The sequence below is a fragment of the Arthrobacter sp. NicSoilB8 genome (assembly GCF_019977355.1).
GTDB lineage: Bacteria > Actinomycetota > Actinomycetes > Actinomycetales > Micrococcaceae > Arthrobacter.
Genome location: NZ_AP024655.1, coordinates 1,010,679 through 1,036,207 on the forward strand (window position 1 = coordinate 1,010,679; position 25,529 = coordinate 1,036,207).

General features: G+C 68.1%; 19 protein-coding genes. 5 read left to right on the forward strand and 14 right to left on the reverse strand.

What is annotated here, in order from left to right; all coding sequences use genetic code 11:
- Nucleotides 1-53 precede the first annotated feature (53 nt).
- The 8 genes from LDO15_RS04560 to LDO15_RS04595 form a co-directional block, all read right to left on the reverse strand.
- A complete protein-coding gene (locus LDO15_RS04560) occupies nt 54-1,766 on the reverse strand; it encodes an AarF/UbiB family protein (protein ID WP_223984453.1) in 1,713 nt (570 codons plus the stop codon).
- A 5-nt stretch (nt 1,767-1,771) separates the two neighbouring features.
- On the reverse strand, nt 1,772-2,314 hold the full coding sequence (locus LDO15_RS04565) for a PadR family transcriptional regulator (RefSeq protein ID WP_223987089.1): 543 nt from the start codon (nt 2,312-2,314) through the stop codon (nt 1,772-1,774).
- A 510-nt stretch (nt 2,315-2,824) separates the two neighbouring features.
- Nucleotides 2,825-5,107: an HNH endonuclease signature motif containing protein gene (locus tag LDO15_RS04570; protein ID WP_223984455.1), complete on the reverse strand. Its 2,283-nt coding sequence runs from the start codon at nt 5,105-5,107 to the stop codon at nt 2,825-2,827.
- 120 nt (nt 5,108-5,227) lie between these two features.
- Nucleotides 5,228-5,980, reverse strand: coding sequence for a DUF2071 domain-containing protein (locus LDO15_RS04575; protein ID WP_223984457.1), 753 nt, complete (start codon nt 5,978-5,980; stop codon nt 5,228-5,230).
- A 287-nt stretch (nt 5,981-6,267) separates the two neighbouring features.
- Complete coding sequence (locus LDO15_RS04580; RefSeq protein ID WP_223984458.1) at nt 6,268-7,056, reverse strand: isocitrate lyase/phosphoenolpyruvate mutase family protein; 789 nt, start codon at nt 7,054-7,056, stop codon at nt 6,268-6,270.
- Between the two features lie 40 nt (nt 7,057-7,096).
- Nucleotides 7,097-7,483: a DUF1622 domain-containing protein gene (locus LDO15_RS04585; RefSeq protein ID WP_223984460.1), complete on the reverse strand. Its 387-nt coding sequence runs from the start codon at nt 7,481-7,483 to the stop codon at nt 7,097-7,099.
- Nucleotides 7,484-7,552: 69 nt separating this feature from the next.
- Nucleotides 7,553-8,536 carry an NAD-dependent epimerase/dehydratase family protein gene (locus LDO15_RS04590; protein ID WP_223984462.1) on the reverse strand — a complete coding sequence of 328 codons (984 nt, stop codon included), beginning with the start codon at nt 8,534-8,536 and terminating at the stop codon, nt 7,553-7,555.
- 184 nt (nt 8,537-8,720) lie between these two features.
- On the reverse strand, nt 8,721-9,614 hold the full coding sequence (locus LDO15_RS04595) for an MSMEG_6728 family protein (protein ID WP_223984464.1): 894 nt from the start codon (nt 9,612-9,614) through the stop codon (nt 8,721-8,723).
- A 145-nt stretch (nt 9,615-9,759) separates the two neighbouring features.
- Between LDO15_RS04595 and LDO15_RS04600 the strand changes: the two genes are divergently transcribed.
- Entirely contained in the window at nt 9,760-10,332 is a 573-nt protein-coding gene (locus tag LDO15_RS04600; protein ID WP_223984466.1) for a hypothetical protein, read from the forward strand.
- Nucleotides 10,333-10,477: 145 nt separating this feature from the next.
- Here the strand turns inward: LDO15_RS04600 and LDO15_RS04605 are convergent, their stop codons facing one another.
- Both LDO15_RS04605 and LDO15_RS04610 read right to left on the reverse strand, forming a co-directional pair.
- The gene (locus LDO15_RS04605; protein ID WP_223984468.1) at nt 10,478-11,128 is read right to left on the reverse strand and encodes a transglycosylase family protein; all 651 of its coding nucleotides are present in this window, start codon (nt 11,126-11,128) and stop codon (nt 10,478-10,480) included.
- A gap of 315 nt (nt 11,129-11,443) precedes the next feature.
- The gene (locus LDO15_RS04610) at nt 11,444-14,080 is read right to left on the reverse strand and encodes an excinuclease ABC subunit UvrA (protein ID WP_223984472.1); all 2,637 of its coding nucleotides are present in this window, start codon (nt 14,078-14,080) and stop codon (nt 11,444-11,446) included.
- A 48-nt stretch (nt 14,081-14,128) separates the two neighbouring features.
- Between LDO15_RS04610 and LDO15_RS04615 the strand changes: the two genes are divergently transcribed.
- A complete protein-coding gene (locus tag LDO15_RS04615; RefSeq protein ID WP_223984476.1) occupies nt 14,129-15,265 on the forward strand; it encodes an adenosine deaminase in 1,137 nt (378 codons plus the stop codon).
- 90 nt (nt 15,266-15,355) lie between these two features.
- Here the strand turns inward: LDO15_RS04615 and LDO15_RS04620 are convergent, their stop codons facing one another.
- Nucleotides 15,356-16,330 (reverse strand): aldo/keto reductase, encoded by a 975-nt coding sequence (locus LDO15_RS04620; protein ID WP_223984478.1) that lies wholly within the window; start codon nt 16,328-16,330, stop codon nt 15,356-15,358.
- Nucleotides 16,331-16,724: 394 nt separating this feature from the next.
- Between LDO15_RS04620 and sulP the strand changes: the two genes are divergently transcribed.
- On the forward strand, nt 16,725-18,458 hold the full coding sequence (sulP, locus tag LDO15_RS04625; protein WP_223984480.1) for a sulfate permease: 1,734 nt from the start codon (nt 16,725-16,727) through the stop codon (nt 18,456-18,458).
- Nucleotides 18,459-18,568: 110 nt separating this feature from the next.
- Here sulP and LDO15_RS04630 read toward each other — a convergent pair whose 3' ends face one another.
- The gene (locus LDO15_RS04630; RefSeq protein ID WP_223984482.1) at nt 18,569-19,396 is read right to left on the reverse strand and encodes a CPBP family intramembrane glutamic endopeptidase; all 828 of its coding nucleotides are present in this window, start codon (nt 19,394-19,396) and stop codon (nt 18,569-18,571) included.
- Between the two features lie 297 nt (nt 19,397-19,693).
- Between LDO15_RS04630 and LDO15_RS04635 the strand changes: the two genes are divergently transcribed.
- A complete protein-coding gene (locus tag LDO15_RS04635; RefSeq protein ID WP_223984484.1) occupies nt 19,694-20,596 on the forward strand; it encodes a glycosidase in 903 nt (300 codons plus the stop codon).
- 141 nt (nt 20,597-20,737) lie between these two features.
- On the forward strand, nt 20,738-21,535 hold the full coding sequence (locus tag LDO15_RS04640; RefSeq protein ID WP_223984485.1) for an alpha/beta fold hydrolase: 798 nt from the start codon (nt 20,738-20,740) through the stop codon (nt 21,533-21,535).
- 367 nt (nt 21,536-21,902) lie between these two features.
- On the opposite strand, the gene LDO15_RS04645 is transcribed toward LDO15_RS04640, so the two are convergent.
- Together LDO15_RS04645 and LDO15_RS04650 are read right to left on the reverse strand one after the other, a co-directional pair.
- The gene (locus tag LDO15_RS04645) at nt 21,903-23,843 is read right to left on the reverse strand and encodes an alpha-glucosidase (RefSeq protein WP_223984486.1); all 1,941 of its coding nucleotides are present in this window, start codon (nt 23,841-23,843) and stop codon (nt 21,903-21,905) included.
- 258 nt (nt 23,844-24,101) lie between these two features.
- Nucleotides 24,102-25,376: a mechanosensitive ion channel domain-containing protein gene (locus LDO15_RS04650; RefSeq protein WP_223984487.1), complete on the reverse strand. Its 1,275-nt coding sequence runs from the start codon at nt 25,374-25,376 to the stop codon at nt 24,102-24,104.
- Nucleotides 25,377-25,529 lie beyond the last annotated feature (153 nt).

A 25,529-nucleotide genomic window follows, 5' to 3' on the forward strand; every position in this document is an offset into this window, starting at 1 on the left:
GGCGGCGGAACCCGACGGTGGCCGGGCGCGAGAAACCCCCGTCACCGGCCCGATCAGGGGCCGCTGCGCCCCACCCACAGCCCATGCAGCAGCGGAAGCGCCGACGCGATCATCAGGACATTGCCAAGCACCATGTCATCCGCGCGGACCACGGAGCCGGAAATCAGCAGGGCGCCGAAGATCAGCGCCGCTGCCGATCGCTGCACCGTGCGGTCAAGCCGTCCCAGCTGCCGCTCGAGGCGCGGATTGGCCATCGACAGTGAACCGTCCTCGAGCCGGGTGAGCAGCCCATCCAGCCGTTTCGGCAGACCCAGCACCATCCCGGCGGCATCGAGCGCCTGCTGGGCAACGTCCTGCACGATGTTGCCGCGCTCGTCGCGCAGCAGCTGCGCCGCATAGGGTTCGACCGAGTCCCACAGATTGAACCGGGCGTCCAGTGAGCTGCACACCCCAGAGGTCAGAGACATGGCCCGGATGATGAGCAGGAAGTTTTCCGGGAACTGGAAGGGCAAGGACCGGACAGTGTCACCGAACTCCACCGCGAACTCCCGGAACTCTCGGGGGTCCACTTCGCGCAGCTCGGCGAAGCCCAACCCGCCAAAGCGGGCGAAGAGGTGCGTCATTGCCCGCTCAAGCTCCACTGTGTCCGCCGAGGGCACCAGCACACCGACGTTCCGGATGGCGGCCACCAGACCCTTGCCGTCACGCGAAGCGGCCGCGATGAGCAGCTTCCGCAGACCGCTGCGTGTGCTCGGCGGGATCTCGCCCATCATGCCGAAGTCGATGAAGGTCAGTTTCCAGGGGTGCGCTGCGGATGGATCCGTAGCCGGCGTGACAAAGATGTTGCCCGGGTGCGGATCGGCGTGGAAGAACCCGGTGGTGAACATCTGGTCGAACATCACGGAGGCAAAAACCGGGGCTACCTGCGCCGGGTCGATACCGGCAGCCAGCAGCGCCACCGAGTCCGTGATTTTGATCGCTGTCACGTCTTCGAGGGTAAGCACGCGGCGGGTGCTTCGCTCCCAGACGACGCCGGGCACCTCCACCCGGGCGTCATCGGCAAAATCGACCCCGAACCGCTCCGCATTCGCCCCCTCATTCAGGTAGTCGATTTCCTCAAGGCTGGTCTGCGCAAACTCCTCGACCAGGGCGGGCATGTCAGCACGATCGGACACCAGGCGCACGTGGCTGAGCCAGCCGCCCACTTTGCGCAGTGCCGCCAGGTCGACGTCGACAATGGCGTTGATGCCCGGCCGCTGTACCTTCAGAACCACGCGGTCGAGACCGGTGTCGGCGGCGTCGTCCGGGCGAAGCCTGGCCCGGTGCGCCTGCCCGAGGGACGCCGCCGCGATCGGTGTCTCCTCGACCGAGGCGAACAACCGCTCCAGCGGCGCGCCCAGCTCAGCTTCGGCGAGGGCTCGGATCGCGGAGAACGAAACCGGAGGCACCTCGTCCTGCAGCCCCTCGAGTTCCTTGGTGATCTCGGGCGGCAGCACGTCGAGCCGGGACGACAGGAACTGTCCGACTTTGATCATGAGGCCGCCGAGGTCCACCGCCAGCGCATGGAAGCGCTGCGCGAAGCGCCGCATCCTCTTCGCCCTGGTGCGCTCGGCAATCCTCACCAGCCCGATGCGGGGGAGGAGCAGCTCAAACCACCAGGTCACCGCGAGATGCCACGCGGCGAAACGCAGGATGCGGCGGTAACGGGTCCGGTGGTTCCCGGCGCCGGGGACCGTGGCTGCCCGGTCCCGGCGAACCGACGTCACCCCTGTCAGCCCTGGGCGAGGATCGCGTACAGCCGGCGGCGTGCGTCATCGAGCACCGCCACGGCTTCTTGTACCTGCTCCGGCGTCCCGGTGCGTCCCACCTGGGAGGCGGCTTGTGCGAGCTCGACGCCCGCCTTGGGCAGCGCCGCGAACCCCGCGCCCGATGCTGGACCTGCCGACTCCCAGGGCGCTGACATGCCGGCGCCCGCTACCTCCTCGCGGCCCGCCTCCGTCAGGGAATAGATCTTGCGGCCGTTGGACTCCTCAGCGCGGATAATTCCCTCGTCGGCCAGCAGCTGAAGGGTTGGATAGACGGAGCCAGCGCTGGGCTTCCAGGTCCCGCCGCTGCGTTCCTCGATTTCACGAATGATCTGATACCCGTGCATCGGCCGCTCGGCGAGCAGTGCCAGAACAGCCGAGCGCACCTCGCCGCGCCCCGCCCGGGATCCCGAGCGCTTCTCAAACCTCGAACGCAGCTCCTCGACGGCCTGCCACATGCTGTCGACATTGTTGCCTCGAAATCCGCCTGCCGGGTGTAAATTGCGCATCATGCTCTCCTCGGGAAGACCGCGAACGATATACAACGATAGTCAACGATACATCCGAAAATTTGCGAAACCAAGAGCGCCGGCGGCCCGCTCAAGGGGCCAAAAAGCTGGCCCCTCACAGCTAGCCATGGCGGTTTTTGGGGTGGTGAGCGCCGGCCGCGGAACTCCCCGGGCTGGGGCCGGGGATGACTGAGGCGCCGATGACGGCCCAGGGGTCGGTCTGGTCGGTGGGGCGGGCTGCGCGCCAGCCCGGTGCCGTCCACGCCTCCCCGAGCCCGGCGACACCACCAGGCCACGAAAGGACCTGTTCACCGCCGCTGGGCTTCTCTTTGGATTAGGCGGCTGCCGTTTGCGCCTGCTGGTTGATGCGAAATCTTGCGCGGCTGCCGGCGTCGCACGGGTTGCCCCCGCCCGGCCCGGACTTTGGCCCTGACCTTGACCTGGACTTTGGCCCTGACCTTGACCTGGACGTGCGAACTGCGAGGCCCGGCGGGGTCGCGGCCGCCGTGGCTATGCGGCCGTGCTGAGGTTTGCGGGTTTGAAGTAGTGGTTGCGGCGGGGCTGTTGGTGCGGGTCGAGGTGGGGCGGCGGGATGAACCAGGGGATCCCGGTCCGGACTTGGATGCTCCAGTGTTCCTTGTGGATCACGTGGTGGTGATGGGAGCAGAGCAGGGTGCCGTTCTCTGTCCCGGAGGTTCCGCCGCTGGACCAGTAGGTGATGTGGTGGGCCTCGCACCAGGGGGCGGGCATAGGGCAGCCGGGGAACGCGCAGCCCTGGTCGCGGGCGATGAGGGCTTTGCGGAGGTGGGGCGGGAAGAGTCTGGAGGCCCGGCCGATGTCCAGTATCCGGCCTTGGCTGCCGAGCAGGACGGGGATGATGTCGGCATCGCAGGCGATCTTTCGCACGGTCGAGGCGGTGACGGGCCCGGTGAACAGCAGCGAGCCTGTCTGCTCCAACAGCCCCGTCCGCTGCAGCATCCCAGTGCCCGGCAGCATCCCGGTGCCCGGCAGCGTCCGGGGTGCGGCGTCCTCCGGGCCGGCCGTTCCAGCGTCCGCGGTGCCTGCCGTGCCAGCGGTGACGGCAGGGTTCGTGCCGAGCCGGGTGAGCAGGTCGCGGTAGTCGATGGTGACCATGACCTGGGGGCGCAGGCCGCCCGAGGCGGGGAGCCGGCCCGACGCGAGGGCGAGTTTGCAGGCGCCGACGAGGCCGTCGAGCAGCCGCTGCGGCCGGGTGCGCAAGTCCAGGCAGCCGGTCCCGGGATCCTCCTCCGGCGCCGCAGGAGCCCCCGAAGAAATCTGGCGATCCGAAGCGGGATGAGCCTCGGAAGCCGGATCTGCCGGGATGCCCGCAGCCGTCGAAACGGCGGGCCGGGAATCGCAGGCCGAGACACCGCCGGCAGCGGAAGTCCAGCCCGCGGCCGTGCCGGCGGCAGAACCCCGGCCTGTGGCCGCATTGTCTTCGGCCGCGGAGCCCCAGCCGGTGGCGGGTCCGGCGGTGGAACCCCAGTCGGCGGCAGAGCCCCAGCCTGTGGCCGTACGGTCTCCGGCGGCGGAGCCCCAGCTGGTGGAAGACTCGACGGCGGCCTCCTCGCCCGGGGCAGAACCCCAGCCGGCGGCCGGATCTTCACCGGCAACGAAGTCCTCGTGAGGGACGGAATCGGCTTCGGGAGCCTCGGCGGCACCCATGGCCGGGGATGGGGATGGGGATGGGGATGGGGCTGAGGCCGTGGCCGTGGGCAGGGCGCCGGTGCGGGGGTTGGTGCCGGTGTTCATCACCGTGAGGAGGTGTTCGTACTGTTCGTCCGTCGCGAAGATCTCGAGATGATTCAGGCCGTGGCGCCGGCGGCGGATGAAGGTGCCCTGAAGCTGGCGCAACAGCTCCTCGCCGGGTTCCGCGCCGTCCTGGTCCATCGCATCGGTCCAGCCGCGGGCGACCCGGATGAGGAAGTCGGCGTCGTTCTCCGCGGCCGTACGCGTCAGGGCATGCTCCATCCGGGCCAAGGCCTCCGCGTCGCACAAAGGCCGGATCCGGCCCAGCGCGGCGGTGATAACCGCCGCGGCCCGGGACGCGACCTCGCCCGCGGCGACCGCGGCCCCGAGTTCCCCGTGTACAGCAGGCACCGGCTGCCCGGCCAGCCCGTGCCTGGGCAGCAGGCGCTCGGCCAGGGAAAGCCGGCGCCGTGCCTCCGCCGCGCCGATCAACAGCCGCGCCCGCAGGAACTCCACCGTGTTCCGGTATCCGTCATCCACCGGAACCTCCGCCGCCGCGGGCGACCCGGACCCAGAAGCGTTATCCACTGCCTCGGGTGGCGTGCCCGCCGAGCCGCTGACCCCGCCGTCGCTGGCCCCGCCGTCGCCGGTCCCGCCGTCGCCGGTCCCGCCGGCCGCGGCGGTGAACGCTGCCGCGGCCCCTGGCGCGTCCTCGCGCCAGCCAGTGGTCCACGACGTGCCGGTCTTCCCGCGGTCCGCCGCAGACTGCTTCCTGCTCCGGTCCACCGCGCCGGCCGCGACAACCTGCAGATACTCCACCGTGCGGGAGAGCTCCTCCACGCGCCCGGCGAAATCCGACGCCGCCTTCAACCCCCAGGACGCCGCGTCCTCCGCCGCCGTCGCGCTCACGTTTCGGAGCGCTGTCAAAGCGTCGTCCAACCCGGACGCCAGGGCCGGGACCTCGGCGGGAACCGGGCCTAAGCTTGAGCCGGGGTTTGTACCGCAGCCTGCAACGAGGCCGGTGCACCTGTCCGTGCCCTGCCCCTCGCCCTCGAAAGGAATGAAATCCCTGGCGGCTTCCATGACTCAAGCCTAGGCGGGAGGTACGACATAATCGGGGCTTGCGGTGATGACCCGTGCGCAGTGCAGGAATCCGGCTGCCGTGCCCTGGTGATTCGGGGTCGGCGAGCATTCAGACGGTTTTCACATCGCGCGGTTAAGGGCCCGTGGCCGGCCAAACTGCGTGCGGACACCGGGGGAGAAGAGGACAGATTCGGGTGGCCCCGTGACTTCGATTCCCGCCGCGGGCAGCAGTTGATCCTCAAGGCGGGTCAGTCGCGCCGGGTACAGCGGCCACGCCGAATGCGTGTTTGGAATGTAAAGGGTCCTGCCCCTGAAGCGGGAATGCAGACCGAACCGGGCCGTCAGGTGTACCGAGAGCGGGTCGGCCGCTTCGACGTCGAGCTCGGGCACGACGGCGAAATCGCTCCGGGCGCCGCCCCGGAACCGCCGCACCGAGTAACCGGCGGCCCCGCCCGACGAGCCGGCGCCGACGGCGGCACCCCCGCCCGCCCTATCGGCCCCATCTGCCGAGCCTGCGGGCTGCGCGGCGTCCCGGCCCAGATACCTCGTGCGCGACCACACGTACGGAATCCCTGCAGCCCTTGCAGCGAGCACCACAGCCAACCGCGATGCATCCAGGCTGAGGAAGACGACGCCCCGGGTACCGTCGGGTTCCCGGGAATAGAGGCGCACGTTGATCTCGGCAAAGCTCCCGAAATACGGGACACCGGGTCCGCGGCCCAGGCCCGCGCCGCGCATCCGGAAGCCGATCAGTCCCACCCAGGCAGATCCGTCAAAGCTGTCCGGAGCAACGCCCGGAGGCATGAACGGCGCGGCCACCTGATCCGGGATGCGCCAGTGCAGGAATACGGCATCGGTCCAGCGCTGATCCATGATGATTGGGGTTGGGAGTTCAGGGGCCTCCGGCCAAGGATCTAAACCCATGCGATCATGTCCTCCTTAGCTGATGGGATCGTTCGGCACCGGCACCGGCACCGGCACCGGCACCGGCACCGGCACCGGCACCGGCACCTGCAGGTGCACGTGCACGCGGCCCGCGGCCCGCGGCTCGCGGCTCGCGGCTCGCGGCTCGCGGCTCGCGGCTCGCCTGAGCCTGCCCGGCCCGAGCCCGGCCAGCGCTGCGCCGCCCAGTCCCCATGCCGCCCCAGTCCAGAACCGGCCTAGTTCAACGGCCGGGTGCCTTCCGGAAGCGCCCCGCCGGCCAGCAGCTCCGCCGTCGCGTCGACCAGTGCCGTCAGCGCGACGCGTTGCGTCCATGGGCCGTAGGAAATGCGGGCCACGCCGAGCTCCTGCAGTTTGGCCGGAGCCAGCGACCCGGGCACGTTGATGACAGACACTTTGTTCCAGCCAATACCCTCCACCAGAGCGGTGACGGTAGCCTCATCCAGCAAGCCGGGCACAAACACGGTGGCCGCACCGACCTCGAGGAACGCACGGCCGCGCTCGATCGCATCGGCCAAAACTGCGGCGGGATCGCGGTCGCCGGCCTTGAGGAAGGCGTCGGTGCGGGCGTTGAGGACGAAGTCGATGCCCTCAGCCTCGCCGGCGCGGACTGCGGCACCCATCTGCGAAACGGCGTCGGCGAGCGGGCGCATCTGGTCTTCGATGTTGGCTCCGACGCTCCCGACGCCAATCGCCTTGCGCACTGTCTCTCCGGGGTCCCCGTAACCCGATTCGAGGTCAGCGCTAACGGGCAGCGAAGTCGCGGAGGCAATCAGGCCGACGGCGGCGATCATCTCATCTACCGGGATGTTCTCGCCGTCTTCATAGCCGCGGGACGCAGCGATGGAGTGGCTGGCTGTGGCCAAGGCCTTGGTGCCCGGAACATCGGCCACCACTTTCGCAGTGATCGCGTCCCAGACATTGATGACCTGGAGGATCTCCGGGGCCCGGTGGAGCCTGAGCAGTTCGGCGGCTTTGGGGGCAAGAGAAAGCTCGTTTTCTGTCATTCCCCGAGCCTAGCCCCGCACCAAGCCGCCCGGAACGGTTTCAGCCCGCTGATGCGTCTGCTGGCGCTCCCCGCTGACTCTGCCACGGCCAGCGTCCGGTGATCTCCAGCTCGAGTGAGAAGCTCAGGAAGGTACGGATGAGAACAATAATGCCCAGCACCCCAACACCTTCGAAAGTCGGTGTGACGGCGACCGACCGGATGATGTCGGCCGCGACCAGCAGTTCCAGTCCGAGCAGGATTGAGCGCCCGAGCAGTTGCCGGTAGGAGCGGTAAACGGACAGCGGCGCGGACCCGGCCGGGAGACGCTCTGGCTGGAATCCCCTCAGCGCCAGGGGGATGGAGACGATCGCACCGATCACCATGACCGCCACGCCGGCGAAATCCATGAAGCTGCCGACTGTCTCAATGATGTGCTGAAGATCCATGGTTCCCCCTCGGAAATGCGCGGTCAGGAAAGCGGTCAGAAAAGTAGTCGGTGACGTTCATGGCAGGACTCAGGGGTGCCGGACTCCGGCGCCGGCAAGAATCGCCCGGTAGCCTTCGCGGAAACTCGGGTAGTGAAACTCGAAACCGGTGCTGCGGAGCAGCCCGTTGCTGCAGCGCTTGTTGCCTCCCCTTGAGGGTTCGCCGCCCGACGTCGACGCACCGGCACCCGCCGTACCGCCGCCCGACGTCGATGTGCCGGCACCGCCGTCTTGCGCGCCGGCGCCGCCGTCTTGCGCGCCGGCGCCGCCGTCCCCGGAGGGACTAGCGGATTCCGACGCCGGCTGGGGGAGTCCCAGCTCGGCCGCCAGGAAACCAAGGACCTCGCCGAGCTCTGCCGGTTCGTTGTCGACGCCCAGATATACGGGCCCCGGAACCGCGTCCATGGTGCACAGGTGGACGATCGCGGCGGCGGCGTCGTCACGGTGGATGCGGTTGGTGAAGCGCGATGCGGACGGAATCACCGCGGATCCTCCGCGAACCTGGTCGATCAGGCGCGTCCGGCCGGGACCGTAGATCCCGCCAAGCCGCAGCACCACCGGGGCGATGCCGGTGCCGCGCAGGCGGCTGTAGAGGAGTTCCTCTGCTTCGCGGATGGTGCGGCCCGAGAATCCGCCGGGTTCCGGCGTCGTGCCTTCATCAATCCAGCCCCCGCCGGCATCGCCGTAAACGGCGGTCGAGGAGACAAAGAGGATCCGGCGGACGTCGGCCCCGGACGCCAGGACCGCGTCCAGCACATGGGCGAGACCGTTCACGTAGGCGGCCCGGTAGGCATCTTCCGTGGGCGCATCCGCCGCAATCGCGACGACGACGGCGGTAGTGTCCGGCGGGATGGGCGGCAGTTCGCCCGAGCTCAGGTCCGCGGCGACCCCCTCGATGGCGGCCGGCAGTTTCTCAGGCGAACGACGCCACCCCACCACACGATGGCCTGCCGCCGCGAAACGCAGCCCGGCCTCGGTGCCCAGATCGCCGCAACCGGCCAAAAGTACAGTCATGAGGCCAGTCTGCCAGCCTTCAGGGAAGCGTTGCGCACAGGCGTGAGCAAATCTTCAAGAGATCTCGTCACCCGTTGAAGACTTGGACGGACGACGGCGGACCGGCGGCCGCCGTCGGAACGCCGCCGGAACCCGCGCCGAGTCGCGGGAAGCGTGGCGGGGGCGTTGGACTACCGGCGTTCGGCTATCTTGCCGGGATCGGGAAGAAGGCCCGCGGGTCCTGAAGCAGGGCAGGGTAGTCGAATGCCGAGCGGTCCACGATCTCGTCGACCTGGAAGTTGCGGGCGAACTGGCCGTCCACGGTGATCGGACGGCCCAGGACCTTGCCGATCGCGAAGGACGTGCCGCCGTTGACCGGGACAGCCACCACGGAGTTGCCGGGAAGGGTGGTGAACGCCTCTTCCTGCTGCTGGCGCTTGCGGGTGGGCTTCTTGACGAGCTGCTTCGGGGGCAGTTTGCGTACCTTCGGGCGGCGGGAGCCGGAATCGGCGTAGACGAACTGGTAGTCGTCGTCGGACGCAGGCTTGGCGCGTCCCACGGGCGGCAGGCTGACGGTCTTCAGCTGTTCGGGCTCGGTATCGCCGAGCGGCAGGCGGAGGACCCACATGCGCTCGCCGGCGGGATCCTCCGGCAGAAGCTCGTGCTTGGGCTCGGGCCAGACGTACTCCAGGTCGGGATCGGTGCCCGGGAAGACCTTGGAGTAGAACCGCGGGTCCTTGGCGATGAGCCTGGACCGGTGGCTGAGGTGGAGATCCTCATTGCCCAGCCACGGCGGCATCGGGATCTTGGCGGCGTAGCCGGGGTGGGCCGCCTGCGGGGCGAACTCCATGATCTTCTCGCGGGTGGTGTCCTCGCCGCCGCGCGCCGTCCACTCATCCACCATGGCGAGGCCGTACATAGTCAGCGCGGGAACGTACCCCATCCACATCCGGATAGCCGGGTGCGACTGCCAGCCGTACTCCGGGATCACCAGCGCACGCAGGATCTGCAACGCTTCAACGCGCTGCTTGCCGAGCCGCGCGCGGTCCAAAACCGCGGCGCTCTGCTGGAAATCGGGGAAGGGGAGGAAAGTCTGCATCTTTCCAGTTTGAGGCCACACAGCGAAACCACCAATTGCGCAGGTCCGCGCGTGTGGATGTTCACATTTTGGAATGAAGCAGACAGTTCGTTACGGCGGGGCGTAATATAGCAGGACCCCATCAATGCCGCCCGGAGGACACGCCATGAATCCAGCCCCTGTTATGCCGTTTGTGCCCAAATACGGACAACTGCTCGGCCCGGAAGCGAACGGCATTGTGGTGCTGGAGGAGGTCATCCTTGACCCGGTGGCAGCCCGCAAGGAGCAGCACGGGTTCCGCGCCGCGATGGCGTCGGTGGCGCTGACCATGCGGCGGATACTGGCGCTGCGCCTCTGCATCGCCGTGGTGGCGATCGCCAACTTGCCCCTCTTCCTGCTGAACACGGGGTGGTGGATTTACGCGGTCTCACTGGCGCTGGTTGTCGGGGTCCACGCCGCGGTGTCGTGGCTGAACCGGCACGAGCCGCGCATCCGCCAGCGCCGCATGCTGGAACTGCACCTGCACCGGGAGCGGAGCGCCAACTACCGCAAGGTTCGCGACGCCGTGAAGTACGTCATCGACGCCCCGGCGCGGATGAATGAGAACCTCTACCTTGAACTCCTCGCCGCGAAGCGCGTGGCCCTGCACCTGGCCATGGGCACCGTGGCCCTGCTGGACACGAGCGACGACTCCGCCTGGAAGCTCCAGATCGTCCGCGAAATCCCGCAGGCCGCCTAAGCCGGCACGGCTCACCCGAGAAGCACGGCTCACTCACGTACCACGACGCCGGAGCGTCCCCTTGCGGGATCGCTCCGGCGTCGTGCTGTAACGGTGACCTGTAACGGCGCCGTGCCGCAACGGCGGGGTGCGTTAGCGGGGAGCCCTATCCGGGAAGCTGCAGCACCTGGCCCGGGAACACCGCGTGGGGGTTGCTGATGGTCGCCGTGTTCGCGTCGGCCAGCGAGCGCCAGCCTCCGGCAATGTTGAGCTTCTCGGCGATTGTGCTCAGGGTGTCGCCGCTCCGGATGGTGTAGGTCTGGCCACTGACTGATACCGGTGCAGCGTGGCGGGGTGCCGGGACAGCCGCCTTGGGCGCTCCAGTCCGGGCGGGGACCTGGGCCTGGGTGGAGACCGCGGCGGGCTGTCGTGCTCTGGCTGCGCTCTGCGGAGCCACAGCACCCCCGCTCAGGCCCAGCTTCGCGGCGCAGGCTGGCCACGCGCCCCAGCCCTGGCTGGCCTGCACTTTCTCGGCGACGGCGATCTGCTGCTCACGGCTGGCGTTCGCCGCGGACCCCGTGCCGCCATAGGCTGCCCACGTGCTTTGGCTAAATTGCAGGCCGCCCGTGTAGCCGTTTCCAGTATTGGTGGCCCAATTGCCGCTGCTTTCGCACTGGGCAAGCGAATCCCAGACGGACGTTGGGGACTGTGCCGGGGCGGCGTTTGCGGAGGCTGTGGACAGTGCGACGGCTGCCATCGAAACAGCGGCCAGCGTGGCGCCGCGGCGCGCGGCAGTGCCATAGGTGGATTTCTTCATGGTTCAGATGCTCCTGAGGGCCACCAGCGCTCGGTCCGTCCCCGGACGTTGTCGCGCCACTGCCCGCCCCTGACAATAGAGGTCATATGCGGTGTCTACCGGTCGGGCAGTATCTGGTGGTGGTAGCACCGGGCATGCAGTGCCCGGTTGCCGGGCATGCAACCAGATTAAGGCAGGCCCCGTCCGTTATCAAGACGTTATTTTTGCCATTTCTGCCGTTATCATCTCGGCGCGATCCCCCGCAGTGGCCGCTCGCCGCAGTCCGCCTTGCCGCAGATGCCGGCGAACGTGTGCGGGCGAACGTGTGCGGGTAAATCAGCCCGCGAGCATCGTGGCCAGATACGGCGCCGTCCGGCTCGCCGTGGAACGCGCGACGTCGGCGGGCGTCCCGAGCGCCACGATCTCGCCGCCGGCATCACCGCCGGCCGGGCCCAGATCGATCACCCAGTCCGCGGCGGCCACCACATCCATGTCATGCTCCACCACAATGACGGTGTTGCCCGCGTCCACGAGCCGGTGCAGCTGCGCCATCAGGAGCTGGACGTCGGCGGGGTGCAGCCCGGTGGTGGGCTCGTCCAGCAGGTAGAGGGAGTGGCCTCGCTGGGCGCGCTGCAATTCGGTGGCGAGCTTGATGCGCTGGGCCTCCCCGCCGGAGAGTTCCGTGGCGGGCTGGCCGAGGCGCAGATAGCCCAGGCCCACCTCGCGCAGCGTCTGAAGGCTCCGCGCTGCCGCCGGCACCGCTTCGAGGAACTCAGCGGCGGCATTGACCGTCATGCCCAGGACCTCGGCCACGTTCTTGCCGCGGTAGCAGACCTCGAGGGTTTCCGGGTTGTAGCGCGAGCCGCGGCACTCGGGGCACGGGCCGTAGCTGCCGGGCAGGAACAGCAGCTCCACGGCCACGAAGCCCTCACCCTGGCACGTCTCGCAGCGGCCGCCGGCAACATTGAAGGAGAAGCGTCCGGCGCCGAAGCCCCGGGCCTTGGCCTCGTCCGTGGCCGCGAATTCCTTGCGGACCGCGTCGAACAGCCCGGTGTAGGTGGCCAGGTTGGAGCGCGGGGTGCGGCCGATCGGCTTCTGGTCCACCTTGACCAGCCTGTCTAGCTGGTCCAGCCCGGACACGGGGCCAACGCTCAGCGGCTCGGTGGACTCACCCGCTTGGGGTTCCAGGTCCTCAGCGGTGGTTGTCGCCCCGGCGCCGGCTTCCGGATGGAGCCGCGCGCCCACAACCTCGGCGAGAACCTGGCTGACCAGGGTCGACTTGCCGGAGCCCGAGACTCCTGTGACCGCGGTCAACACGCCGAGCGGGAAGTCGGCGTCGAGTTCGCGCAGGTTGTGGCGGCTGATGTCGCGAAGTTCCAGCCAGCCCGCGGCCTCCCGGCGGCCGCCGGCCGCGGAAGAACTGCCGCGGCGGTGAGCGACGCCGTCGTCGTCCGTTTTGCCCGGGCCATTAGCCGGGCCGTCAGCCGGCTCGTCCGGGAACAGGAACGGCCGGGTGACGGACTCAACCACGTCGGCCAGGCCGGCCACGGGGCCGCTATAGAGCACTTCGCCGCCGCCTTCACCGGCGCGCGGGCCCACATCCACCAGCCAGTCGGCGCGGCGGACGATGTCCATGTTGTGCTCCACCACGAACACCGAGTTTCCCGAGGACTTGAGCTGGTCCAGGACTGCCAGGAGGGGCTCGGCGTCGGCGGGATGCAGGCCGGCGGAGGGCTCGTCCAGCACGTAGATCACGCCGAACAGTCCGGAGCGGAGCTGGGTGGCGATCCGCAGCCGCTGCATTTCGCCGGGGGAGAGCGTGGGGGTGGACCGGCCCAAGGCGAGGTAGCCCAGCCCCAGGTCCAGCAGCACGGTGACGCGCTGCAGGAGGTCGCGGGTAATGGCGACGGCCACCTCGTTGCCCTCGCCGGAGGACTGCTTTCGCGAGGCGGTCCCGGCCTCGGTGAGCTCGGTGGTGGGGCGGAGGATGTCCGCCAGTTCGGACATGGGGACGGCGTTGAGTTCGGCGATGGTCCGGCCGGCGAAGCTCACGGCAAGGGCGGCCGGCGTCAGGCCGCTGCCGCCGCAGACCGGGCACGGGCCGGTTTCCATGAAGCGCAGCACTCGGTCGCGCATGGTGGTGCTCTTGGAATCGGCGAGGGTATGCAGCACGTAGCTTTTCGCACTCCAGAACCGGCCCTTGTACGGCTTGGCGACGCGGTCGCGCTGGGGCGTCACTTCGACCACGGGCTGTTCCTCGGTGAACAGGATCCAGTCGCGGTCCTTTTTCGGCAGCCTGCGCCAGGGGGTGTCGACGTCGTGGCCCAGGTGGGTGAGGATGTCGCGCAGGTTCTTGCCCTGCCACGCCCCGGGCCACGCGGCGATCGCGCCGTCGCGGATGCTGAGCGAGGTGTCCGGGACCAGAGAGGATTCCGTGACGGTGTGCGCGATCCCGAGGCCGTGGCACTCCGGGCAGGCGCCGGCAGCCGTGTTCGGTGAAAACGCGTCGGAATCCAGCGGGCTCGCGCCGGCCGGATAACTGCCGGCGCGGGAGAAGAGCATGCGCAGCGAGTTGGACAGCGTGGTGAGGGTGCCCACCGTGGAGCGCGAACTCGGCGTCCCGCGGCGCTGTTGGAGCGCGACGGCGGGAGGCAGCCCGGTGATCATTTCCACCTTGGGGTTGTGCCCCTGTTGGATGAGACGCCGGGCGTAGGGGGCTACGGATTCGAAGTAGCGGCGCTGCGCCTCGGCATAGATGGTGCCGAACGCCAGGGATGACTTGCCCGAGCCGGAGACGCCCGTGAAGGCCACAATCGCGTCGCGGGGCACGTCCACATCCACGTTGCGCAGATTGTTCTCCCGTGCGCCGCGAACCCGGACAAAACCGTCGGCCGGATTGCCCGGAGTTGGATCTTGAATGAGAGCCGGATCGGTCGGGCGCGGCAGATCGGAAGCAAGCTGTTTACTTTGCATTGATTCGACTCTATCCGCTCGGGGGAGTGCCGGGCATATCCTTACCGAATGAAAACTTACGACGGCGGCGGCGCGGAAACCGGCACGCGCACCGAAGCCGGCCCTGACGCGACCGGCCCTGACACTGGCGCTGCCACTGGCGCGGCCCCTGGCGTCGACACGGGCGCGGCCCCGGAATTCGCCGAGGTTCCCGAGGGAGTGCTCTCGCTCCCGGTCGCCGAACTGCACCTGCACATCGAGGGAACCCTCGAACCCGAACTGATCTTCGCGCTGGCCGAACGCAATGGGATCCGGCTGCCCTATGCGGACCTGGACGAGCTCCGCTCGCGGTATGAGTTCACGGACCTGCAGTCCTTCCTGGACCTCTACTACGCCAACATGGCGGTGCTGCAGACCGAACAGGACTTCGCGGACATGACCCGGGCCTACCTGGGCCGGGCGGCGCTCGCCGGGGTCAAACATGCCGAGATCATGCTGGACCCGCAGGCGCACCTGTCCCGCGGGGTCTCGCTGGAGACGTGTGTCAACGGTGTGGCCTCGGTGCTGGCCACCTCGCACGACGAGTTCGGCATCTCCACCCTCCTGATCGCCGCCTTCCTGCGCGACCTCACCGAGGAATCCGCCCTTGACGTGCTGGAGAAACTGCTCGCCATGGACGCCCCGATCGCCGGCATCGGGCTCGATTCCGCGGAAGTGGGCAACCCGCCGGCCAAGTTCGAGCGGCTTTTCGCCCGGGCCAAGGACGCCGGGTTGCACCGGATCGCGCACGCCGGCGAGGAGGGCCCGCCGTCGTACATCACCGACGCGCTGGACATCCTCGGGGTGGAACGAATCGACCACGGCATCCGGTGCATGGAAGACCCGGAGCTCGTAGAACGGCTCGTGGACGAGCTCATGCCGCTGACCGTCTGCCCGCTGTCCAACGTCCGGCTCCGGGCCGTCGACACTTTGGCCGAGCACCCGCTGCCGGCGATGCTCGCGGCGGGCCTGAACGTCAGCGTGAACTCGGACGATCCCGCGTATTTCGGTGGCTACGTGGACGACAACTTCGCGCAGCTGAAATCCGTGATCGGCCTGTCCGAGTTCGACTGCGTGCGGATGGCCGCGAACTCGATCCGTTCCTCCTTTGCGAGCGAGGAACGCAAGGCCGAACTGCTGGCCGAACTTGCGGCGTCAGGCCACTAACCCCTCCAGGCAGCGCGGGGTCACTTACGGCCCATCCCGAGGCGCCGGATGGGCCGTAAGTGACCCCGCGTTGGGTGTCGAAGGGCGGGCTTAGACGTCGATCGAGTCCATGTGCGGGTACCGTGCCCCGGCGGCCACGCCGGCCGGAGCCAGTTCGTCCAGACGGGTCAGGTCCTCGGCGGAGAGTTCGACGTCGACGGCGCCCAGGTTCTCCCGCAGCCGGTTGACCTTCTTGGTTCCCGGGATGGGAACGATGTGCTCGCCCTGGGCCAGCAGCCACGCCAGCGCCAGTTGCCCCGGGGTACAGCCCTTCGCGTCTGCGAGTTCCTTGACCCGGTCCACGAGTTGGAGGTTGCGGGTAAAGTTCTCGCCCTGGAAGCGCGGGGAGTGCCGGCGGAAATCGTCCTCCGGGAAGTCATCGGGGCTGCGGAACTGGCCGGTCAGGAAGCCGCGGCCCAGCGGGCTGTAGGGGACAAAGCCGATGCCCAGTTCCGCGAGGACAGGGAAGACCTTGGTCTCCGGCTCGCGCTCCCACAGCGAGTATTCGGTCTGCAGAGCGGTGATCGGGTGCACGGCGTGGGCCCGGCGAATGGTGTCGGCACTGGCCTCGGACAGGCCAAGGTGCCGGACTTTGCCGGCCTGCACCAGCTCAGCCATGGCTCCGACGGTGTCCTCGATCGGGACGGTCTTGTCCACCCGGTGCTGGTAGTAGAGATCGATGTGGTCCACGCCCAGCCGCTGCAGGCTTGCGTCGCATGCGGCGCGCACGTAGTCGGGGGAGCCGTTGATGCCGACCCAGGAGCCGTCCGCCCGGCGTTCGTTGCCGAACTTCGTGGCGAGGACGACGTCGTCCCGCCGGCCGGCGATGGCCCGTCCGACGAGCATTTCGTTCGTGAACGGGCCGTACATGTCCGCGGTGTCGAGCAAGCTTCCGCCGGCGTCGAGAAAGGCCTGGATGGTGGCAATGGACTCGGTTTCCTCGCCCTGGCCGTAGAACTCGCTCATGCCCATGCAGCCCAAACCCAGGGCGGAGACGGTGAGAGAGCCGAGTGTGCGGAATTCCATAGGTATCTCCTCAATAGGAACTGTGGGGGCGGCCGCCGGTACCTGAGCAGGCACATGACTGGACAGGGGGACCGCACGAGGTTGGCAGACCGCTACTCTAGGCCCATCGGGCCGGGGGCACAACGTCGAGTACGCCGGCGGCCACGACGACGGGTACGACGGCTGGCATTACGGAGGATCCTCGCATCCTGGCTGCAGCTGAGAGGCAACGCGGGGTCACGTCGCGCCCATCCCGGGACATCACACGGGCCGTAAGGGACCCCGCGTTGCTGTTCCTGCCGCGTCCCCTGAATGTGCCATAGCTTTCGCCCACAGCTGCAGCCACTGCGGCGGCTGACCCGGTTCACCCTCGCCGGGGGATGTGCGGGGCGGCGTCGGACGGAAGAGTGCAGCTATGACGAAGACTCGACAGCGGCGCGTGGGCCGGCTGCGCCGGGTGATGCCAGGGCTCGACGTCCCCGCCACCTACCAGAAGGAATGGTTCGGCAAGGACGTCATCGCCGGCGTCGTCCTGGCGACGTTGCTCGTCCCGCAGGGCATGGCCTATGCGGAACTGGCAGGTTTGCCGACGATCACCGGGCTGTACACCACCATTCTCTGTCTGTTCGCCTACGCGGTCTTCGGCCCCTCCCGCGTCCTGGTGCTGGGTCCTGACTCGGCACTCGGCCCGATGATCGCCGCGACGGTCCTGCCGCTCGTCGCCTCTGACGGGGATCCACAGAAGGCGGTGGCGCTCGCGTCGCTGCTCGCGATCATGGTCGGCCTCATCATGGTCCTCGCGTCCGTGGCCAAGTTCGGGTTCATCGCCGACCTCATCTCCAAACCCACGATGATCGGCTACATGAACGGCCTCGCGCTCACCATCCTGGTGGGCCAGCTCCCGAAGCTTTTCGGGTTCAAGGTGGACAGCGAAAGCTTCGTCGGTGACCTGGTCGGCTTCGTTCAGGGCGTAGCCAACGGCGAAACAGTGGTCGCTGCCGCTGCAGTCGGCATTGCCGGCATCGTGTTGATCCTGTCCTTGCAACAGTGGCTGCCCAAGGTCCCCGCGGTGCTCGTCATGGTGGTCCTCGCGATCGCGGCGACAACAATTTTCGACCTCGCCGCGCGGGGTGTCTCCCTGGTCGGCGAGCTCCCGCGAGGCTTCCCGCCGTTCACCATCCCCCGCGTGGAGTTGGCGGACATCGGACTGATGTTCGCCGGGGCGTTGGGCATTGCGCTGGTGTCCTTGACGGACACGATCTCGAATTCGACGGCGTTCGCGGCGCGCTCCGGCCAAGAGGTTCACGGCAATCAGGAGATGATCGGCATCGGTGCAGCGAACCTGGCCGCGGGCTTCTTCCAAGGCTTCCCGGTCAGCACCAGCGGCTCCCGGACCGCCGTCGCGGAACGTTCAGGCTCCAAAACACAGCTCACGGGTGTGACGGGCGCCGTGCTGGTCCTGCTCATGCTCGTGCTGCTTCCCGGGCTGTTCCGGAACCTGCCACAGCCGGCTCTGGCAGCCGTGGTGATCACCGCGTCCGTGTCGCTGGCCGATGTCCATGGCACAGTGCGTCTGTGGCGCCAGAGCAAGGCCGAGTTCAGCCTGTCGCTCGCGGCCTTCCTCGGGGTTGCGTTCCTGGGTGTGCTGCCCGGTATCGGTATTGCCGTGGGCCTCTCAATTCTCAACATCTTCCGCCGGGCATGGTGGCCATACGAGACGGTGATCGGGCGCGTTCCGGGGTACGAGGGGTTCCACGACGTGAATTTCCACCCGGACGCGAAGCACCTGCCCGGTCTGGTGATCTACCGCTGGGACGCTCCAGTATTCTTCGCCAACGTCAAGCCATTCCGTGACAACATCCGTCAGCTGGCGCGGGCCGAACCCAAGCCGCGCTGGATCCTGTTGGCGGCCGAACCGATCACGGACGTGGACACCACCGCCGCGGACGTGTTGATCGAGCTGGATCGCGAGTTGGACGCACAGGGCACCTCCCTGGTGTTTGCCGAGCTCAAACACCGGGTCAAGGAGAAGATCGAAATCTATGGCCTCAAACAGGAAATCGATCCGCACCACTTCTACCCGACCCTCGACGCGGCCGTCGAGGCCTACATGGCTCACACGGGAGCGCAATGGAGCCCCGGGGACTGACGTCGTGGGCGCCGCGAGCAGGCGCCACTAGTCCTCGACGGCGAAGGCCAGGCCCCAGCAAGGGCGATAGGCCCGCCATGGGACGGCAGGGGCGAGGCCGTGTTTCCTCGCTAGCTGCGGATCCGATCTGATCCGGGGCGGAGCAGGACAGAGTCGATCGCGGAGGCAGGTGCCGTGCGCCATGCACCGCGGTCCAGGAGCACCGTGGTGAGAGCTGCGAGGCCGACGACGGCTAAGTAGATGAGCTCCGCCCGGTCAGCCTCGGCACCGGAGAAGCCGAAGGAACCCACTGTGAATGTGCCTTGGCTGTTGTGGAAGAGGTACGTGAGCAGCACGCTTCCGCCGGTGCGGTTGAACAGCCACACGTAGAGGAACGTAATTGCGAACGTGCTGGGCAGCCCGATCAGGCTGAGCTGCCCGAACAGGACCAGCGGAAGGTGCCAGAGTGACACAACAATGCCGAGGAGCGCCGCCGACCGCAGCGGAGTCCATCTGGCTTGGAGCAGGGGCAGGGCATAACCGCGGAAACCGGGCTCCTCGCCCAGGGGACCGTCCAGCGGATTGACCAGGCGCACGGCGAAGACAGCCAGGAGCCCGGACCAGGTCACCTCCGCCAGCCCGGGTGCCGGGGCGCCCAGGGCCATGTTCGCGAATCCGGTGAGCAGCGCCATCATCGCCGGGAGCAGGAGGGCCACGGCGTACCAGACCCAGCCCACCCGCCACCGGATCAGCCGCCGGCCCCACGCCCGGAAGCCGGATTTGCCCTCGGCGAGCCCAATGATGATCAGCGCCGCAGCCAAGGGACCGATCGGCAGGAATTCGAACTGCGGCATCAGCCCGGCCGCATAGAGCGGCCAGGAGCACCAGGAAATCGCGAAGGCCAGCACAAAAAACGCCGGGAGCCGGTGATTCTGCAGCCAGACCTTGAAACGAGGCATGCCGACTCCTGAGGTTCCGGACGTATACGGCTCATTGTCGGCCCGAGGGCTCCCCGGATCCAGCGCTCCCTAAAACCAACGCGGGGTCACTTACGGCCGGTTCGCGGCGCCTCCATGGGCCGTAAGTGACCCCGCGTTGGTTTTTCTACTCGCGGGTAGCGGTGAGTTGGTGCTTCGCGCTCTCCGGTCGGCGCTGTCATAGTGGGTCACGACACATAGAGTTAACAGATCCCGCTCGCAAAAACCAACCTTTCCTTGGCAAAATGCAGGTGGATCAATTGCTTCTAAAGGAGACCCATGGGCGCGAACACCGCGGAAAACACCAACCTTCGGCTGAAGGCCGTGCTGGATGTCCTCACAGAGGAGGTATGGACCGGCGAAAAACTCAACGCCGGCGCCGTACTCGGCGAGGCAATCGCACGGGTACCGCTGAACGACCACGAACGTGAACTCCTCAGCGGCGGCATTCCCCGCGGCCACAAGACGCTGACCACCGCCACGTCGAAGCTGGTCAAGGCCGGCTGGCTGGTCAAGGGCCGCTCCGGCTGGTCCATCACCGATGACGGCCAGCGCGCCACGGTTGCTTTCGCCGAGCCCGTCGCCTTCTCTGCAGCGCTCGACGCCGGCACTCCGGTTCCGGCCGGCACCCCGCTGCCGTCTGCTCCCGCTGCAAAGCCGGCGAAGGCAACAAAGGCCGCGAAGGCAACAAAGGCCGCCAAGGCCGAGGAAGCGCCGTCGAAAACCGGCACGGTTGCTGACAAGGCCGCCAAGCTCGTCGAAGAGGCTGTGGCCCCCGTGGCCAAGGTGGTGCGGAAGCGCAAGCCCGCAGCCAAGGCCCCGGCTGCAGCCGAGACCGCGGCGGCAGCAGCGGAAGCGCCTGCCGTCAGTGTCGAAACCATCGAACAGCCCGAGGCCGTTGCGGTTGCCGGTGACTTCAACGTCCTGCTGGGCGCGCCGGCCAACTGGGCGCCGCAGTACGACGAGGCACAGATGGAACTGGACCAGGTGGACCAGCTCTGGAAGATCGCCGCGGACATTCCCGCCGGCTTCTACACCTTCAAGATCGCCCTGAACCGTTCCTGGGACGAGAACTACGGCGCGTTCGGCGTCTTCGACGGGCCCAACCACGAGGTCCACCACGGCGGCGGCCTCCTGGTCATTCAGTACGATCACCGCACACGGGACATCGTCCTGCCGTAGGCATCGACACCCGATCTTCCTGACGACGCGCAAATGACCCTGCGACTCCCGAATTCGGTAGCGCTGGGTCATTTGCGCGTCGCGTGCGGATTTGCGCGTCCTGAGTCTGCCCGGGGTGCCGGACCGACCTAGCATTGCCTCATGGAGACCGTCGAAGTTGCAGGCCTGCGGATCCGGTACAGGTGTGCGGGCCAGGGTCCGCCGCTGGTCCTGCTGCACGGCGCGTACGAAGACAGCCGGATCTGGCGGCGGCAGCTCGACGCGTTGTCGGACGAATTCACTGTTTTCGCCTGGGACGCACCCGGCTGCGGCGGCTCGGACGATCCGCCGCCGGACTTCACCGGAAAGGACCTGGGCGAGGCACTGGACGGCTTCCTGCGGGAAGCGGTGCCGGGAAAGCCGCACCTGCTCGGACTATCCATGGGCTCCGGCATTGCACTGGAGCTCTACCGGGCACACCCGTCAGTCCCTGCGTCGCTGCTGCTGGTCTCGGCGTACGCGGGTTGGGCGGGATCCCTGCCGCCCGAGGAAGTGGAGCGCCGCTACGCGCAAGTGCTGGCCGAACTCGAGCAGCCGCCGGAGCAGTTCATCCCCGGATGGATGCCCACACTCTTCACCGACCACGCTGATCCGGCGGACGTGCAGGAAACCGCCGCCATCATGGCCGACTTCCATCCGGCAGGCATGCGGGCACTGCTCAACGCCAGCGCCCATGCCGACTATCGCGACGTCCTGCCGAGCATCTCGGTGCCCACCCTGCTGCTATACGGCACGGAGGATGTCCGCTCGCCGCTCAGCGTGGCCCGCGAAATGAACCGGCGGATCCCGGGCTCGACGCTCGTGACGATTCCCGACGTCGGGCACATGGCCGCCGTCGAAGCGCCGGACGCCTTCAACGCCGAGGTCCGCCGGTTCCTGCGCGGCGTTACCGCCGGATGATGCCCGCTAGAACCGGGTCGGGTCCGGCCGCGGCGGGACCGGGCCGGGGTCCGGAATCGGGAGGGGATTGGGCGTCGGGAACGGACCCGGTGCCGGTGCCGGGGACGGCGCGGGTCCGGGTACCGGCCCGGGTCCCGGCTCCGGAACCGGCGGCGGAGTGACCGGACCGGGCTCGGGCGGAAACGGGTCCCCAGGCTCCGGCGGCGGCGTCGTGGGGCCCGGATCCGGCGGAAACGGATCGGGTTCGGGTGTCGGTGGAATAGTCATGTCGGGCTCCCTTCCTGAGCTGGCGTTCTAAGTGAAGCGGACAGTTGGAACAGTCGGACAGTTGGAACAGTCGGACAGCATGAACAGGCGGACAGCCGGATCAGGCGTCGCTACGCCGGCGCAGGACCCGCAGTTCCCAGGGCCGCAGCCGAATCGTGCCGCCCGCAGCAGCGGCACCCGACCCGGCAGTCGCAGCACCCGCGGAATGACCGACGTCGGACCCGCCGCCTGACGCGGCAGTCGCGGCAGCACCGCCGTCGACTGCACCGCCGTCGACTGCACCGTCGTCGGGCGGGTAGTTGCCCAGGACGAGTTCCGCGTCAGCCCAGACCGGATCCCCGAGCTCCGCGTCGTGCTCCGCGCCGGAGAAGTTGCCCAGCACCAGCAGCCGGGTGCTGTCTGACGCGCTGTCCGAGGCGCTGTCTGACGCATTGCCTGCTGAACCGCCCCGGGACCCCGCACGTGGACCATCCAGCGCCCGGGTGAACGCGTAGATGTGCGGGTCATCGGGCAGGAGCATGGTGAAGTTCCCGTGCGAGACCACCGGCTCCGCATGCCGCAGCGCGATCACCTTCCGGTAGAAGCTGTAGACGGAGTCCGGGTCATCCACCTGGGCGGCGGCGTTGATGTGGTTGGCATTCGGGTTCACCGCGATCCAGGGAGCTCCGGTGGTGAACCCGGCGTGCCGGGAGGCGTCCCACTGGACCGGGGTGCGGGCGTTGTCCCGGTTCAGCGGCGCGAGGGCGGCGAGGACCTCGGCGTCGGTGTGGCCAAGGTGCGTGGTGGCTTCGCGGTGGTGGTTGAGGACCTCGATGTCGCGGTAATCGCTGATTGCGCCGAACGTCATGTTGGTCATGCCCAGTTCCTCACCCTGGTAGACGTAGGGCGTGCCCCGGTGCAGGTGCAGGATGCCGGCCAGCATCTTGGCGGAGAGCTCGCGGTACTTGCCGTCGTCGCCGAAGCGGGACACTGCGCGTGCCTGATCATGGTTGCCCCAGTACAGGCTGTTCCAGCCGCGCTCGGCCAGGCCGTCCTGCCAGCGTCCCAGGGTCTGCTTCAGCTCGGTGAGCAGGAGCTTCTTGGGCCGCCACTTGTCGCCCTCCTCCTGGTCCAGCGCCACGTGCTCGAACTGGAACACCATGTCCACCTCGGCCCGGGCGGGGTCGGTGAACAGCACGGCTTCCTCCACCGTCACGCCGGGCATCTCGCCGACGGTCAGCAGTTCACCGGTCCGGCCGGCGAAGACCTCCCGGTGCATTTCCTGCAGGAACTCGTGCATGCGGGGGCCGTCAATGTAGTACGGTGTGCCATCGCCAAAGAGCTTGCCGTCGGCGACGGGACCGTCCGGGAGGGCGGTGTCCTTGGAGATGAAGTTGATGACGTCCATCCGGAACCCGTCCACGCCCCGGTCCAGCCACCAGTTCATCATCTCGTAGACCGCGGCGCGGACCTCGGGGTTCTCCCAGTTCAGGTCCGGCTGCTTCTTCGAGAAGATGTGCAGGTAGTACTCCCCGGTGGCCTGATCGAACTCCCACGCGGGCCCGGAGAACGCCGAGCCCCAGTTGTTCGGCTCCGCGGCCCCGCGTCCTTGCGAGGCCCCGGCGTCCCGCGGCGGCCGCCACCAGTACCAGTCACGCTTCGGGTTGTCCTTCGAAGACCGGGACTCCACGAACCAGGGGTGCTCGTCCGAGGTGTGGTTGACCACGAGGTCCATCACCAGCTTCATCCCGCGTGCGTGCAGCCCGTCGGTCAGTTCCCGGAGCTCCTCGAGCGTGCCGAAGAGCGGGTCGACATTGCGGTAGTCGCTGATGTCGTAGCCGTTGTCGTCCTGCGGGGAAGTGTAGATCGGGGAGAGCCAGACGACGTCGACCCCCAGTTTCTGGAGGTAGTCCAGCTTGCTGATGATGCCGCGGAGGTCGCCGATGCCGTCGCCGTTGGAGTCGGCGAAGCTGCGGGGATAGATCTGATAGACGACGGCACGTTGGAACCAGTCGCGGGCAGGCGCCTCGAGCGTTTTCGCGGGGGCTTGTTCGACCGTCATGGGGACTCCTCAGCTGGTCCGGCAGACAATGGGGACAGCGCTGTTGCTGTCCCGCCAACGTCTGATTATCGGCCAGTTCCCGGATGCTGGGAAGACCCCGCCACGTCCTGCTGCCACGTCCTGCTGCCTGGTCCTGCTGCCTGGTCCCGCTGCCTGGCCCGCTGTCCGGCGCTCCTGCCTGCCCAGTACCGTCGGACCCTGCTGTGCGGCGTAGCTATCTGGCCAGCGCCGTCGTTGCGCCGTCCAGCCGGCGCGGGACTAGTTCTGGGAGGCGATGGCGTTGTCGCGGTCCTCGAACACATCCTCGCCGGGACCGGAGAAAGCCTTGGAGCGCTGGATCGCCTCAATGGACCCGGTGAACAGCTGGGAATCGTGCGGGTCCGGGTGCCGGTGGTGCTCGTCGGCGGCGGAAACCTTGCCGGGACGCTGGTACTTCGTCCCGGCGTCGGAAGTGGCGGAGGCGGCGGACCCCGGGACGGCCGCAGCGGATCCCGCCAGCGCCGAAGGCAGCGACTCGAGGCGCACGTGGGGGAGCGCCGTCGGGTGGTCCTGCTGCAGGAACAGCACGAGTTCCTCGCGGATCAGGCAGCGGAGGTCGAAGAGGGAGGCGCTGTCCGCGGCGCTGACCAGGATGCGCACCCGGACAAAGCCTGCGGTGGCGTCCGTGATCTGCAGGATCCCGACGCGCTTGTCCCACAACGGGGTCTCGGCCAGGACCTCCTTCAGTTCGGCGCGCATCGCCTCGACCGGTGCTCGCCAGTCGAGGTCGAACTCCACGGTGCCCATGACTTCGGATTGCCGCCGGGTCCAGTTCTCAAACGGGGTGGTGGTGAAGTACGTCGAGGGCAGGATCAGCCGGCGGTCGTCCCAGATGTGGACCACTACGTAAGTCAGTGTGATCTCCTCGATCCGGCCCCATTCCTTCTGGACCACCACCACGTCGTCCACCCGGATCGCGTCCGTGAAGGCGAGCTGGATGCCGGCGAAGACGTTGACCAGCGAGGTCTGCGCGGCGAGGCCGGCGACGATCGAGATCACGCCCGCGGAGGCCAGCAGCCCGGCGCCGAGCGCCTGGATCGCGGGGAACGTCAGCATCATGCTGCCCAAGGCCACCACCACGATCAGGGCGACGCCGATCCGCCGGGCCAGGATCACCTGCGTGCGCAGCCGCCGGGCGCGGCGGTTGTCCGCGACATCCACGCGGTACCGGGTGAGGACCATCGCCTCGACGATCAGCAGCATGGCGATGGCCAGCCAGGCCAGGGAGGCGATGAGCGCAATCAGCAGCAGATGATCCAGGGCGTGACGCCATTCGAGGTCCCCGGTGCTCGTGGCCAGCGCGATCCGGACTCCGATCAGGCATAGAGACAGGCGCAGGGGCATCCGGGCCACGCGGGACGTCTCGCGGAGTTCGGGCTTGCTGCGGTTGAGCCGGAGCACAATCTTGCGCACCAGCCAGGACAGGACGAGTCCGGCAACCACGGCGAGGGCCATGGCCAGGAACGGCATTGCTTGTGTCAGGAACTCTTGCATTACTTAAGCTCTAGCAAGCTTCCACGGGCAATTGAAATCGCCGGGATGTCAACGTGCGTCTGGTCACGCCGCTGCTGGAAGTGGCGGCCGCGTACGGACCGGGCCCGGTGCCGCCGCGGATCTGGGACTTTTGACTCTAGTTTCTACCCCCGG